Origin of the sequence: Legionella sp. 16cNR16C (assembly GCF_021297775.1) — a bacterium.
GTDB lineage: Bacteria > Pseudomonadota > Gammaproteobacteria > Legionellales > Legionellaceae > Legionella_C > Legionella_C quinlivanii_A.
The window spans coordinates 690,381-704,916 of sequence record NZ_JAJTMX010000003.1 but is presented as its reverse complement, the minus strand read 5'-3'; the positions used below and the strand labels follow the sequence as shown (position 1 = coordinate 704,916).

Below are 14,536 nucleotides of genomic sequence, written 5' to 3'. Positions count from 1 at the left end.
TTTTCACGCAAATGGACAAATTAGACACAGCCACTTGCCCAGGGAAATGTCGGCGAAGCGCCTGACCTGCATAATATTAATAAGCTAATGACATCTCCTTTTGTTTTACTGTATAATAGTCGTTCTACTTTTTGCTTCAGGTATTATGAAATGAAAAAAATCGTCGTAGTGTAAAAGAAAACTAATTCATTTTTCACAATGAACTGCTTTTTTAAAAGCAGATATGTTTTATTTTATAAACTTCGAGGATTTTATGAATTTTATTATGCCGCCTGTGTGGCTTATTGTACTTATCGCGGGTTTACCCCAACTGTCTGAAACAGTTTATACGCCCTCCCTGCCTGTCATTGCGCAGAGCTTGCATACCTCTGCGTCAATGATGGAATATACGCTTACCATTTATCTATTCGGCTTTGCCATTGGCACGCTGGTATGGGGAAAATTCTCCGATCGATTTGGGCGAAAACCCGGAATTCTACTGGGACTGCTGATATTCATCATAGGCTGTACGGGATGTTACTATTCGACAACTATCAGCGGGTTAATGCTCAGTCGTTTTGTTCAGGCCTTTGGCGGAAGTATCGGCAGTGTCCTGGGACAGGCAATTTGCCGGGATGCCTTTCAAGGCAGTGCCTTAGGTAAAGTCTATTCTATAGTCGGCAGTGCACTGGCTGTTTTCCCTGCGGTAGGTCCTGTCGTAGGTGGGCTTATTGCAGAAAATCTTGGGTGGCGAAGCATTTTTACGGCTTTGACGTTTTTTAGCTTGCTGCTAATCATTCTGGTAGCGAGAAAACTGCCTGAAACGCATCTGCCGGAGCAACGCGCCCGGATTTCAATTGCCAAAGTGGCTATCCAATTACTGAGTAACAAAAAAGTGATGGGATCCGCACTTCTGGTGGCAGGTTGTAATGGCATTTCATTTAGTTATTTTGCTGAAGGACCTTTTTATTTCATCAAAATGCTAGGTTTGTCACCCAGTCAATTTGGTATGAGTTTCATTGCCATTGCCATAAGCACCATGTCAGGCGGTCTCCTGTCCAAATATCTGCATGCCTATCGTTCTTCCGGCAAAATCATGCAATACGGCTTAATGATTATTTTGATTGCGACGATAATATACAGTTTTATCGCTGTTTATTTGCATCTTTCTGCAATGCTGATGATTATTCTGAGCCTGGTAATGCAAATGAGTATTATGTTTGGTGTTTGCATGGTCACGACCAACGCCCTGGCGCTCGCTCTGACTGACTTTAAATGGTGTATTGGCACCGCATCCAGTGTGTTTGGTTTCTTTTACTACTGTTTAATTTCCGTCTTTACTCTGGGAATGGGATATTTTCATAATGGCACACTGCAGGCAATGCCCTTATATTTTTTAGCCATCGGTCTGTTCATGTTTTTAATAGAAAAACGGCTGATTAAGAACTAACTTATTAAATTGAAGTCGCTTCCCCGCGAAGGCGGGGAAATATCTCTGAGCTATTTATAGTGCTAATTTAGGAATGAATCTATTATTAATTTTATCTATGATTTTGATAAAAATTATTGATTATGAAAATGCGTTTATTTGCCTTAAGCTGTATATCACTTTTTCATGGAAGAAATCAGATGATCCGATTTTTAAAATGCTTGGTTTTCTGCTTACTATTTCAGAATGCAGCAGCCCAGAGTAATTTTTATTCATATACTGACGTTGGCGAAGGCCCTGCGCTGGTATTAATTCATCCTTTTCCTGCCGACCAGGACATCTGGAAAGCCCAGAGAGAAGGACTAAAGCACAGATTCCGTGTGATCACTGTGGATTTATGGGGCTTTGGTCAGTCTGGTGAGGTTAATGGTAAGGCGGTCTCTATGAATGAATATGCCGAGGAGATAAGGATGGTTCTTGATCACTTGCAACTTCCCAATGCGATTGTTGGCGGGGAGTCAATGGGTGGTTACGTTGCACTGGCTTTTTTAAAAAAATACCCCCAACGCGTTAATTCCCTGCTCTTATCTGGCACGCAATCCATTGCAGATAACGAGGACACAAAAACACAGCGCGAGCTTGCAGCCCAGGAAATCTTAAGCAATGGCACTTCGTCATTTATCCAGGCATTTATCAGCAAAGCACTTTCCTCGCAGGCGTCGGAACCAATAAAGGCAGAGCTTCTCGAAATTCTCGAATCCCAGAAAGCCACTGCCCTGGCCTCGGCATTACGCGGAATGGCGCAGCGAGAAGACACTTCCTCCATTCTTGCAAGTGCGGAAATCCCTGTGTTAATTCTTAGTGGAGAATACGATTCAGTCATCCCTCCACGGCAAAGTGAGAATCTGCATGAGATCGCCAGAAATAGCGCATTGGTAATAATTGAGAATGCCGGCCATCTGGCCAGTCTGGAACAACCGCAGCAGTGGAATCAAGCGGTGCTTGATTATTATGCTTCGTTCGCAAAGACGACAGGTTATGAACTTAATAAAGAAAAAGATTAGCTCCTCTTAGGGAGCTGCTCTTCTATACGCTTAATCATGTAGGGAAAAAATGGATTGGATGAAAGTCGAAGAATTGAGTCCAGACTGACGATAAGCACTTGCCGTTCACCATGCGAAGCAATGGTTCCTAATTGAACACCATAGTCCATTGAATCAGGAAAAAGACCATACAGACTATCGTTCATTGGAAAAGGAATTGCAACATGTGATAAAGAATAGACATCACGCGGATAAGTCAATCCTAGAGGAAGAACACGTTCATTGACAGTTCCAGCATTAGTAACGCGCTCAACCACATCAACACTGTCATTATTCGCATTAGTGATAATGACGCTGCGGTAGTTTCGCGGAGGAGCATTTAGTAGCCTTTCCACTGCAGTATCAGCTGAAGGACGTAATAAAAGACCCAATTTTGAAGCCCTGTTCAAATCAAATAATACTAATTCGCTACCATTTGCTGGAAGATTCGCATAAAACGATCGGATTATCGCGCGCGTACTGACTGTAAAATCCATCACAGATTGGAAGGTCAATACAGGAGGCAGTTCAATTAGTCGATCCTCTTTAGCAAGGCGTATGATTTGTTGTTGTAATACAGTAGTTAAACGATGAGACTGACTTGCCGCATTAACCGGAAAAGAGTTGTATTTAAATGGATTGAACTCAGGAAGTATATTGAGCCAGGCTGCTTTTGCAAAGGGGGGCAAAATCGCGGGCAGTGCAGCAAATCCCGCAAAACGCGCGAAGCGGGTAATGCCAATCATTGGTGAAATTAAAACTATCCTGTCGGGTTTTGTTAATTCTTTATTTTCAAGAGAATCAAGCGCATATTTTAATGCCAGTGCACCGCCATTTGAAAAACCCACAAGATGGAGAGGCTGCGATGGACCTATGCGCCTTCGCGCTTCACGTACTGCTAACCGGGTGGCCGCCAGCCAATCTTCCCATTTCACATCAGTTAAGGCAGCCGGTACTGTGCCATGAGCTGGCAGTCGAATTGCTATTGCAACATAGCCATGAGCGACATATCGTCTGGCTATGTGACGCAGGCTATAAGGTGAATCAGTCAACCCATGCAATAAGACTACAGCGCCCACAGCTGGACCCTGGGGTTCAAGGATATAAGAGCGATTCCAGTCAGTAGAAAATTTTTCGGGATAAACCGGGCTGCCGGAGAAATATCGATTACCGGGGGTATGCTGTTTACTAGTTAATTTTTCAGTAACTTCAGCGCGCACGGCATCAAAAAGAGAGTTTTCTGTGTCGGTGTATTGTAACCAGTTGAGCTTATCCAGTTCTTTAGCATGCTTTTCCTTTGGAACATAAGTATGCCATAGCTCCAAGGCAGGACCCCGCTGTAGCTCAAATATTCTTAGCCCTAATAATATTAAAAGGGATAAACAGACAAGCTTGGTTAGTGATTTTAACCATGTAAATAATTTAACTCTCATTGAAGGGACTCTTTGGGTATCACATCCAGGATACATCCATCAAGAATATCATTTAGCTATGTTGCTTTGGAATCTCTTTAAGGAAATGTGGAGCCCCAGGGCCCTCTTTTTGTAAATTGAGATATTTCTCAAGTGGCGCGCATACAGTTTCTTAATGATCAATTGCCAAGTCAAAGCTACACTTTAGGGTAAGGATAGTTGCAAATTCAGGAACAGGAAGTTCCAGGAATAAGGAAACAGCGCAAGGACGCGCTGGTCCACAAGGATGTGGATTTGCAACTTCCACACCTCTTTCCCCCTAAGCAGCCCGAGTTGAGTTATCAGCCTCTACAGGAAGACAGGCGTCCACCAGTTCAATATGGTGTTCTTTCAGAACTTCACCCAGAAAAATCTCTCCTACCGTCTGGAAACGACGAATAGAGTCAGTGACCAGATATTCGATATTTCCTGGAGAAGCAGAGTCTGTTTGCAGATGATGCGAATACAATAACTTTTGAAAAGCATATGCAGTTGCCTCGGCAGAATCAACCACCGCGACTGATTCGGGCAGCAGCGTCGCAAGCAAGGGGCGAAAAACTGGAAAATGAGTACAGCCTAGCAGTAAGGTATCCTCGTTTTTGAATTCAGACAGATAATAGAGCAGCGCTTCGCGTGCTACCGCATTATTTACCATCCCCTCTTCCGCAAGCGCTACCAAAACGCTGCAGGCACGCGCACTGATAGTCGCCTGGGGAAGCTGTTCAGTAATTAAGCGTTGATATGCATTGGAAGCAATAGTGGTCTCGGTAGCAAACACAGTAATTTGCTGGTTTCGCGTGGCGGCAACCACCGCTCCCGCTCCAGGCCGAACCACTCCAATCACCGGTATTTCGGTAAACATGGCCTGCAAATACGGCAAGGCGGCAGTGGTTGCTGTATTACAGGCAATCACTAGCGCCTTGATTCGTCTGGCTATCAATAATCTTGCCATCTGCACAGCATATTGCTGCACAGTTTCCGCGCTTTTCGTTCCATAAGGCAAACGGGCTGTATCCCCCAGATAGATGAAAGACTCTCTGGGTAATAAGCTTTTCAAGGCACGCAAAACGGTCAGTCCGCCCATCCCTGAGTCGAATACACCGACTGGCAAATTATTATTATTCATGTTGTCCTTAATTGCTCTTGTTATGGAGAACCAACCGAAGGGCTTTGAGGCCGATTGGCATTCTCTTGTTCTAAGTCCTTAAGCGCACGTCCATCCTGAATAGCCGTTTTATACATGTTTCCAGAACTAGTGACCTGCTTTTCCACAGGCTTCAAATCAGCCTGCGCCTTTTCCTGTTGGATTACCATCTTACTAAATCCCTGAGTTAAGGCTTTAAATTCAGGGTTGTTTTTTATTACTTTATAATTGGGGTCACTCCATACACTCGATCTTGGCGGAACATAAGCAGTAGTACCCATACGGATGCAATCTTCACTGATTTTAAATCGAGGATGCAGCTCTCCGACAGCCAGTAAAGCACCATACAATAATCTAACCTCATCGGCATTATCACCGGTCAGCAAAAACGGATGATCCTTATCAGGGGCTTTCGCTAAACCAGTAAGAGCTTTCATAGCCATAAATATGGCAACTTTCTCCATTTCACCTTCAGTACGTTTCTTACCAGGGGTTAAGGGCCTAGGAACTAAAGTCAGTGATTTTGAAGGATTATATGCCTCTTCTCCCTTGTTGGTTTTAGGGGCCATATCCTGCGGATAGCGTCTTTCGAGTATGGTACTGTTAGTGATGGTGACCGTACCATCATTGCCTTTGGCCTGGTGCTCAAGAATATAGGGCCGGACTTTGCCGACTGGAACCTTTTTCTCGATTTCATAATCCTTAATCTCCACCCCGATATCTAGCTGTAAAGCCTGACTATAGTTGGCCTGTTTTCTTTGCCCGTCTTCCTTCTTAATCAGATCATCAAAAGTACTGATATCTTCATCTTTGCCGACCTTTACCTTAAATTCACTGAACTGGATTGTATACTCGCCTTTTTTCGCTTCTTCAGCGGCTGCCAGCAATCCTTTTTGCATGCGTTCATCAGAGGCATTGGGGTTACCCTTCAATACATCCTCTATTTTGAGATACATATCCAATTCGGCTTTAATCTCGTTATAAGCCTTGGTAAGGAATGCTTTTTCTTTCGTAATTGCCTTGGCTTTTTTGCTATTAAGATCATTGTCTGGTAATGATTTGAGCTGCTCTTCAATCAGGGCCAAATGTGCTTTAAGTGCAGGGATTACAATATTACACATTTTTTCTGTGTTTATCAGATCCTCTTCTATTCGCACCGCATTGGTTTTAGACAATCCTTCAAATGCGGGATCAAGCCAGAGGGCCTCCTGTAGCTCACTGAAAGATTTTAAATGAGAATGGCCGGACTCTTTCTGCAAATTATGAAGCTTATCGAGATTCTTTTGAACTTCAAGATGGCTAGCGGTTATGGCAGTGCTTAGCTCTTCAAGACTCATGTCTTTGAATTTATCGCTCTTGATGCCCTGAGTCAGGAAACTATAGGTGCTCTCGGTCAATTGCTGGTTAAACTCAGGCGGCATTGCTCCGTTTAAAACAGCATCATTATTGATCAAACGAAGTAATTCAGCCCGATCCTTTGCTGCACCCAGATGCGTACACAATTGCTGAAACTGATTCGCTGTAAATTGCTGGTTTTTGGATAAGCCCAGCATAAAATCAGCAACTCTTTTCCTGCCAGCGGGATTTGCGCCATTCATAAAAGCGCGTAAATCCTGATTATGATCATGCTGATGTGAAATGTTATTCTTGGGATCATGCCGATTTAAAGCGCTTCTATCGTCATTGTAGCCGAAGGCTTGATTAAAGACTGCTTCTTCAACATGCCGATTAGCCCTTTCCAGAATTTCCCAAAGCTTTTTTACTGAAGCAGCAAATGCCGGTGGCTGTCCTGAAAGCTCAGCCGTTGTTTTAGAATCAATGTATTCATTGATACTGCGCACCAGGCTGGGGTCAATTTTTACGTTGAGGGCTTTTAAGGTATTCGCAATCGCGGCATTATGAATCTTGTGGAATAGCCCAAGACTTGTGTTTTCCTGAACCAGTGCATCGACATTCAGATGCTTGTCGTTCAGCAAATCCCTGATTTTATCAGCGTCAGTCCGGCTAGCCAATAATGAAATCAATTCGCCATTGGCAGCAAGGGAAGCCTGCTTTTTTGGTGGAAGATTCAGTATGACTTTTTTCAGTTCCGGTCTTTGATCAAGCGAAGCCCCGAGGATATTCTCGGCTCGAATAATCATGGCTCGTTCAGCGGCAACCTTTTGAACCGCCTGCATACGAGCTGGATTCACCCAGTCCTGGCGATTAATATGCAGAGCGCCTAAAGCCAGCTTAAAGTCTGCTTCTGTAATATCAGGCTTGGTTAAATTAACCAACAGATTCAAATCAGCATCAGCAGGGTATTTATTTAGCAAGGCCTGAATCAGCTCTGCTTCAAGATTCTGCGCATCGTTCTGACTTAGACCAGGAAGCACTGTCCGCATCAGATCCGGCAAGCCCTCCCAGCCATTTGCCCCTACAATCCGCGACAACTCATCGTAATTCCTGGTCGCCAGAAATTGCGGCATTTGGTAAAGATGTGCATAGGCACGAATCTTCAGATTATAGGGAGAATTCAAATCGTTATCGATCAAATCATTGGCTTTATCGTGTCCCAATACTGCAGCAACTGCCGTTTTCAATTTGTTAGTATCATCGGCGGCTATGATTCCATTTAAAAGCCCTGAATCGGCATTCTTCAGGGTAGCAGGCATTAAACCGGCCAGAGCCATTTTGCGTGTTTCCATTAAGCGCGCCGGATCACTGAAATAATCCTTGAACGATTGCAATTCCTCAGGTTTAGGATTGGCGGATAAGAATTGCGCAGCGTAATTGGCAGAGGTATAGGCGGGATCAAGCAGGGTGGCCAAACGATCAGCATGTACCCTGGCCTGCTCCCAGTCTTTGTCCGTCTGCGGTGTTTTAGGCAGTAAATTACTGCGAACATGAGCAATAGTACTCAGTTTTTTAATTTCTTCTAAATTGGTAAAGGCTTCACAGACCGATTTTTTAGCCGGTGTATTTAAACCAAAAGCCGAAACAGTCTCCAATACCTGAGAGAAGTCTTTCTGCGTTTTTGCCCTGGCCAGCGCTTCAAGGGCCGCCACATCATTCATCGTTGCAATTTTATGAGTCAGAGCTTTACTGGCTGCGGCTTGCCGGAAGCTGTTTATAGTGCTCTGGGTGACTGCTTCGACAATATACTGATTCAGCGCATCTTTATTACCTGCCTGGCTGCCATACTCATTGGCTAACGCTGCTTGCAAATCGCCAAGTATGGTCATTCCGGCAAGTTGCAATAATGTATCTTGCCGCTGCTCTGTGTTCAGCCTAGCTTTGAGATATTCTCCCCCCATCACGCCACGAAGTGCTTTTGCATCTTCAGCGACTACTTTCCCATCATAAGGAGCCCCAAGATGAGCAGCGAAATCAGCATCATCATTTCGTTGAATCATATCAAGCAGAGCATTGTGCTGATCTTGCTGACTTGCCAGAAGCCGCGCCTTGGCTTCAAGCGCTTTAAGCGCGAGGGAGTGTGTAATTTGGGCACCGACTCCCTCAGTAGTCATTTTATCAAGAGCAGGCTGGGGAATTTGCCAGTTCTGAAGCACGCGCCGAAATGCCGCATCATCATCGTCATCAATTGCCTGCAGCAAGGCATCTAATTGCGCGGAATCGTCGCTTGCTTTCAATTTGGATTCGAGATAGTAAGTCTGGGCAGCCAGGCTGATTTCAGCAGCTGCGGGATTGGAAATGACCCCCTCATTGCTGGCATCCCAGGGCAATTTTGATTTGGTCAGATCGCCAAAGTGGTTTTTATAAGGGTCTACTACCAGTTGTCTGCGTAATTCGACAGGATTATCGAGAATGAATTTTACGAGATGGCTTTCATGAATACCTAAGCGGCTAATCACCCGTTGTTTGGCAACCTGCTTGTACAGATCAACAAAATTGGGAGCCCCATTATTATCAAGATCATCAACCTCATCAACTAAGCCATTCTCTTTCCAAAAGTCCTTATGAGCCTTAACCGCCGCCTTAAAGGCGACTGGATCATTCGGATCAGCCGCAAAAATGGCATCAAGTGCTCGCTGGGCTTTTTCATGTTTTTCTTTATTATTGTTATGATGTAGTTTCTTTATGGCATCTTGTAATGTCTGATTCTGAGGCATGTGAATACTCCAATCGCAATTCTTTCGTCATTTTAACTATAAAAGCTTAAGAAGTCCTTAATATCGTATTTTTTAATTACTGTAAGCCAAGGCATGCAGATAAGTCACCGGGCCGTCTTACATTTTTACTAAAATCAACTATTCTTATCAGTATAGCAAGTGAATGGATCAAATAAGAATGAAAACAACAGCTCTTTTACTTGTTTTAATCCCCGCTATCAGCCTGGCGCAAGGCTGTATTATTGGCAATCCCCCTTCCAAAGCACGTTATGTCTGCATTGACGGGCGCTCTCTTAGCTGCACCGGCAAAGGCTTTGTCTGGAATGCCAAGCGAGGATGCTTTTTAAGCCGGCTGCCCTGCTGCGCTTATGAAGCGGAACACTACGGCTATTATCCGAATCCTGCGCGCATGTATAGAGCCTATGAACAATGCCGGGTTGATTATCCATTTCGCCTGGGCGAGATGCAGACTCATTAGGTGGTCAGGAACCCTCGGGAAAGTCTTCCTGGATGGTTAAATCCTGAATGTCATCAAGGCTTTTTTCGTCGGTCAGGCGGATTTGTAATCCCACGTTATTCTTGGAATCAGCAAAGCGTATGGCATTGTCTTTACTGATTTTTCCTGCTTTGTAAAGATCAAATAAGGCCTGATCAAAGGTCTGCATACCCTGTTCCCTGCTTTTAGCCATCACCTCTTTGATTTCATCTACTTTTCCTTTTTCAATTAAATCAGCAATATAAGGCGAATTGAGCATAATCTCGACTGCCGGTACTCTTTGTTTTTCGAGACCGGGTACGAGGCGAAGAGAAATCACGGCCCTTAGATTCAGCGAGAGATCAAGCAGCAATTGCTGTCTCGCGTCATCGGGAAAAAAATTAAGAATACGATCAAGAGCCTGATTGGCATTATTGGCATGCAGAGTTGATAAGCACAAATGTCCGGTTTCCGCATAGGCAATCGCATGCCGCATTGTGTTACGATCGCGAATCTCACCAATCAAAATTACATCAGGCGCTTCGCGCATGGCATTCTTAAGAGCTGACTCATAACTAAGGGTATCAAGCCCCACCTCACGCTGATCAACGATCGATTTTTTATGGCGGTACAGGTATTCAATGGGATCTTCAATGGTCAGAATATGACCTCTATGATTGTCATTTCGATAGTCGATCATTGACGCCAGTGTTGTCGATTTCCCGGACCCGGTGGAGCCAACGACCAATATCAGGCCGCGCATTTCAAGAATGATCGATTGCAGAATGGAAGGCAGTTGCAACTCTTCAATACTGGGTATAATCCCTTTGATATACCGCACCACCATAGCGACTTCACCGCGCTGGCGAAACAGATTAATTCTGAAACGGCCAACTCCGGTAAGAGATATTGCCATATTCAGCTCCATGGTGGCATCAAATTCCTTTCGTTGCTCATCGTTCATGATAGAGGAGGCGATTTCAGCCATTTGCTGGGATTTTAAAGGCGATTGACCAATCGGGGATGTGATGCCTTCAATCTTGATATGAGGGGGAGCGCCCACACTAAAAAATAAATCTGAAGCGCCGCGTTCAACCATCAGTTTGAAAAAAGGTGTGATATCCATATTCATCCGATTTTTTTCTTTTTTTATTATTTTAATTGTAGATAAATGAAATGAATTTAACCAATCTAGTCTAAAATTAAATAGAAGACTGTCGTTAATTTCAGTCTTAACTAATTAACTTGTCTCGGTTTTTCAAACCTTGGCTGTCATCAGGTTTAATACAGGAGACATGCTAATGAAAAAACGCAAAGACGATGCGCTATCATTACATAATCCCAGATTGCTATGCGCTTCCTATTACGCATTTCTTGCTGTTATCGGTACCATCCTGATTGATGCGTTTCTGTTTTTAATAGGATTTGAGCAAATCCTGCCTGTTTTTCTGGCCGTAGCTCTGGCAGGTTTTATCGCCTGCGTCTTTGGATTTCTATTTGGCAAACGAATAGTGCATTGCCCAAGGCCTTATCCTTTGAAAGTGTTTCTGTATGGCTTTTTCATGGTATTCGCAGCAATGCCGTTTTATGATTTTCTTTTCCTCTACTTTCTCAAAGAATATGATACCTATTTCAGTATTGTTCCCCATTCTCCAGACTGGCTGAGCATCTATTTTTTTGTTTTGAGGAACAGCATTATCATAGTAGGATGGTGGCTGGCGATTTTATCCGGGTTTGCAGCGGTATATTTGCGTGGTCATTTGGTATACATTATCCTGCATAGCGAAATGGAACAGCGTGATTTCCAGCTGAAAAGAAAAACGATAAGCAGACAAAAAAGATTATGAACTCAACAAGTGAACCAAAACCAATCAGCGCTCGTTTTGCAGCCGCTGTTTTCTTTGGCATTTTTGCCTTTCTATTTCTGATATTTACTCGCTATACCTTGCTCCCCTTAAAAGCCAGCCAGGGCTTTCCCCTGGGATATGCCTTACTTGTTGTGCCATTTATCGGTATTCTGCTGGGCGCTTGGTTTGGAAATCAGCTAGCCAAACCTTCGCGCTGGTGGAGGCCTTTTTTGTTTGGAATTCTGTTAGCCTTCGTTTATCTGCTAATTATCAGTCTAGCCGTCCTGGTCAATTCCTATTGGAATGATCCTAATTTCGCCAGGCTCTCAGTCAAAGACTATATGGTTGTTTTTGGCGCAATTTTTTTGTCGGCCACTCTGATTATCGGACTTTGGCTAATTCCGGTTACCGCTTTGGCAGCAGTGTATTTTAATAAACACTTCTTTCCCGGTTTACGCGCAGTGGACAAGCGCCGACACAAGGAACTCTGAAGCGGATGATTGCTAAAGACAAACTGTTTGCCCTGATGGCAGACGGCGCTGTGGTTATAACGCCGACCAAGCGTCTTTCGATTGAACTTTTAGAGCAGTACTTTCAGTTTCATACCAGCAACACATTAAAAAAACCGCTTTGCATGCCTTATCAGGATTTTCTGCGCATGCAATATAACAGAATGTGTTTTGATAATTCTGATAAAGCTCATCCTTTATTATTGAATAAGACCCAATACGATTATCTTTGGCTAGATATTCTGAAACAGCAGACTGAAATTCCCCTGCACACAGGTCTGATTGATGCGGTTAAAGACGCATGGGCCAAATGTCAGCGCTGGAAACTTGATATCAATCTCAGCACATTTTCTCAGACTGCGCAGACTCAAGCTTTTGCAAAATGGTCTCTCCTGTTTCAGCAAGCTCTGGATAAAATCCCGGCTATCGTCGATGAGCAATTGGCGGATTATCTGGCCCTGGCTCTTAAAAGCATTCAGTACACAGCCAGCATCTGGGTTTGCTTTGAGGAATACACTCCACAGCAAAAGAATTTACAGATTAAATTAGAGAGGCTCGGCGCTAATGTGCTTCATACTACATTAAACCCCGCCACAAGCGCCACCAGTCTCTATCAAGCCAAAAATGCAAGCGATGAATATGAGGAAATGATTGCCTGGGCAAAAACCCAGCTTTCTGAAGCAAGGCGAATTGGGATTGTCGTACCCTCTCTGGAGACTGAAGGCAGAAAACTGCAGCGGCTGCTTCAGAACAGACTGCCCGATATACCTTTTAGCATTTCGCTGGGCAAGCCCTTGAGTGAATATCCACTTGTTGGGCATGCCCTTCAGTGGCTGAAACTGGATTGCCAGACACTTAGCAACCATCAGGCTCGATTGCTGTTATATTCACCTTATTTACATCAATCCAGTAAAGAATTTCTTAAGCGGGCTCAGTTCATACAGAACAGCGCTTCACTTCAGGAAGAGAGGATAGACTGGCATTTCTTTTTAAACGAACTTCAGTACAAGACGCCAGGATTATATAAAACCCTTTCTACAATCGAGACGTATCCTCAATCAGCCTCCCCTTCTCAATGGCTGCAGCATTTTAAGAACAGGCTGAATGATATGGGATTTCCGGGTGATCAGGCACTGGATTCGGAGACGTATCAGTGCCTGCAAAAACTGCTTCATATCTTCTCTGAATTGAAACAATTGCAGCTTTTTAGCTCTAGTTTAAGCCAGGAACAGGCACTTGAGGCATTGCATTCCATAGCCTCCAATACTATTTTTCAACCCAAAGCGGAAAAAAGCGGCCTGCATATAATGGGTGTACTGGAATCCTCTGGGGCACGTTTTGATGCGCTATGGGTGACTGGTATGACCGATGAATGCCTGCCGAAGAAAATTAAACCTTCTGCCTTTATCCCTTTGGAATTTCAAAGGATTTACACCAGCTCAGATTATGCCTTGCGACTGGCAGAAAAACAGTTCGACTCATTTCTGCGAAATGCGCCGCTGGTTGTCTTCAGCTACGCCTCTATTGATGAAGATAAACCCCAGCTTCCTTCTCCTTTGTTAAAAGACACGGTACAAAGAACCGGTCAGGGTGCTAATAATATCAAACCTCTGATTAAACTTGAAAAGATGGAGGAGACCTATCAGATTCCTCATAGCAAGCCACAAATCAAAGGAAGTACTGCTTTATTGGCTAAACAATCCAAATGCCCTTTCCAGGCTTTCGCAGCTCATCGTCTTCATGCTCAGCAAGGCCAGGCTGCCTTTGATGGCTTAAATCCACTGGAGCGCGGGCAGTTAACTCATAAGGCTCTTGAGTATTTTTGGCAACAGGTTATCGATCAGGAACGTTTACTTGCTTTAAGCGAAGAGGAACTCGACACATTAATTACCAATTCCATTGACTCTGCCATTGAACCTTATCGGCGACAGAGAGTGTATTCTTTTTCACCGCTGATACAGCAAGTAGAGATTAAACGGCTGCACCGTTTACTGTCTCAGTGCCTCGAATGGGAAAAAGAGCGTCCTGAGTTTAAAGTGGAGGCTCTTGAAAAGGACTTTAGCTTAACCCTGCAAGGTATTGAGTTTAATTTGCGTGTAGACCGAATAGACCAATTGGCTGATGGAAGCAAATGGGTTATTGACTACAAAACCAGTATACCCTCCAGCCTTCCCTGGAATGAAGAACGACCGCGCGAACCCCAGCTTTTGGTGTACGCTCTGCTGGATCAGGCCATCAATACCCTGATTTTCTCGGCACTCAAAGAAGGACAGCATGTCTGTAAAGGCTTAAGCGAGAACGATTATGAACTGAAAAATATCCAGAGTCTTTCCGAAGAACACTCCTGGGCAGAAGCGAGAGCGTGCTGGCAAGAGTCTCTCGAACAACTGGCCAAAGAGTTTGCAGAAGGTTTCTGCCCTCCAAAGCCTGTCAATCGTTCGGTCTGTCAGCAGTGTAACTATGCCTCGCTTTGCCGGATTAACCACCGTTAAAGCCTATTGCAAGTCT

At 44.2% G+C, this 14,536-nt stretch carries 10 protein-coding genes; 6 read left to right on the top strand and 4 right to left on the bottom strand.

Features of this window, described 5'->3' with window-relative positions:
- Positions 1-253 precede the first annotated feature (253 nt).
- Positions 254-1,429: a multidrug effflux MFS transporter gene (locus LXA66_RS13225; RefSeq protein WP_233013529.1), complete on the top strand. Its 1,176-nt coding sequence runs from the start codon at positions 254-256 to the stop codon at positions 1,427-1,429.
- A gap of 179 nt (positions 1,430-1,608) precedes the next feature.
- Complete coding sequence (locus LXA66_RS13220; RefSeq protein WP_233013528.1) at positions 1,609-2,472, top strand: alpha/beta fold hydrolase; 864 nt, start codon at positions 1,609-1,611, stop codon at positions 2,470-2,472.
- Here the strand turns inward: LXA66_RS13220 and LXA66_RS13215 are convergent.
- The 3 genes from LXA66_RS13215 to LXA66_RS13205 form a co-directional block, all read right to left on the bottom strand.
- Positions 2,469-3,923 carry a carboxylesterase gene (locus LXA66_RS13215; protein ID WP_233013526.1) on the bottom strand — a complete coding sequence of 485 codons (1,455 nt, stop codon included), beginning with the start codon at positions 3,921-3,923 and terminating at the stop codon, positions 2,469-2,471. The genes LXA66_RS13220 and LXA66_RS13215 overlap by 4 nt on opposite strands.
- Before the next feature lie 298 nt (positions 3,924-4,221).
- Positions 4,222-5,067, bottom strand: coding sequence for a glutamate racemase (gene murI, locus LXA66_RS13210; protein WP_233013525.1), 846 nt, complete (start codon positions 5,065-5,067; stop codon positions 4,222-4,224).
- A gap of 20 nt (positions 5,068-5,087) precedes the next feature.
- Positions 5,088-9,197 (bottom strand): hypothetical protein, encoded by a 4,110-nt coding sequence (locus tag LXA66_RS13205; RefSeq protein WP_233013523.1) that lies wholly within the window; start codon positions 9,195-9,197, stop codon positions 5,088-5,090.
- Between the two features lie 178 nt (positions 9,198-9,375).
- Here LXA66_RS13205 and LXA66_RS13200 point away from each other — a divergent pair, with 178 nt between their 5' ends.
- Complete coding sequence (locus tag LXA66_RS13200) at positions 9,376-9,675, top strand: hypothetical protein (protein ID WP_233013522.1); 300 nt, start codon at positions 9,376-9,378, stop codon at positions 9,673-9,675.
- 4 nt (positions 9,676-9,679) lie between these two features.
- On the opposite strand, the gene LXA66_RS13195 is transcribed toward LXA66_RS13200, so the two are convergent.
- Entirely contained in the window at positions 9,680-10,798 is a 1,119-nt protein-coding gene (locus tag LXA66_RS13195) for a PilT/PilU family type 4a pilus ATPase (protein WP_233013521.1), read from the bottom strand.
- 175 nt (positions 10,799-10,973) lie between these two features.
- Here LXA66_RS13195 and LXA66_RS13190 point away from each other — a divergent pair, with 175 nt between their 5' ends.
- From LXA66_RS13190 to LXA66_RS13180, 3 genes are read left to right on the top strand one after another with little or no spacing between them, the layout of a single operon-like run.
- Complete coding sequence (locus LXA66_RS13190; protein WP_233013520.1) at positions 10,974-11,519, top strand: hypothetical protein; 546 nt, start codon at positions 10,974-10,976, stop codon at positions 11,517-11,519.
- A complete protein-coding gene (locus LXA66_RS13185; protein ID WP_233013519.1) occupies positions 11,516-12,010 on the top strand; it encodes a SoxR reducing system RseC family protein in 495 nt (164 codons plus the stop codon). Before LXA66_RS13190 ends, LXA66_RS13185 begins: the two co-directional genes overlap by 4 nt.
- A 5-nt stretch (positions 12,011-12,015) precedes the next feature.
- On the top strand, positions 12,016-14,520 hold the full coding sequence (locus LXA66_RS13180) for a PD-(D/E)XK nuclease family protein (protein WP_233013518.1): 2,505 nt from the start codon (positions 12,016-12,018) through the stop codon (positions 14,518-14,520).
- The last annotated feature ends 16 nt before the right edge of the window (positions 14,521-14,536 follow it).

Excerpts from the sequence above, each read along its gene's own strand:
- LXA66_RS13225 (WP_233013529.1), top strand. The coding sequence starts at position 254 with ATGAATTTTATTATGCCGCCTGTGTGGCTTATTGTACTTATCGCGGGT.
- LXA66_RS13220 (WP_233013528.1), top strand. The coding sequence starts at position 1,609 with ATGATCCGATTTTTAAAATGCTTGGTTTTCTGCTTACTATTTCAGAAT.
- LXA66_RS13215 (WP_233013526.1), bottom strand. The coding sequence starts at position 3,923 with ATGAGAGTTAAATTATTTACATGGTTAAAATCACTAACCAAGCTTGTC.
- murI (WP_233013525.1), bottom strand. The coding sequence starts at position 5,067 with ATGAATAATAATAATTTGCCAGTCGGTGTATTCGACTCAGGGATGGGC.
- LXA66_RS13205 (WP_233013523.1), bottom strand. The coding sequence starts at position 9,197 with ATGCCTCAGAATCAGACATTACAAGATGCCATAAAGAAACTACATCAT.
- LXA66_RS13200 (WP_233013522.1), top strand. The coding sequence starts at position 9,376 with ATGAAAACAACAGCTCTTTTACTTGTTTTAATCCCCGCTATCAGCCTG.
- LXA66_RS13195 (WP_233013521.1), bottom strand. The coding sequence starts at position 10,798 with ATGGATATCACACCTTTTTTCAAACTGATGGTTGAACGCGGCGCTTCA.
- LXA66_RS13190 (WP_233013520.1), top strand. The coding sequence starts at position 10,974 with ATGAAAAAACGCAAAGACGATGCGCTATCATTACATAATCCCAGATTG.
- LXA66_RS13185 (WP_233013519.1), top strand. The coding sequence starts at position 11,516 with ATGAACTCAACAAGTGAACCAAAACCAATCAGCGCTCGTTTTGCAGCC.
- LXA66_RS13180 (WP_233013518.1), top strand. The coding sequence starts at position 12,016 with ATGATTGCTAAAGACAAACTGTTTGCCCTGATGGCAGACGGCGCTGTG.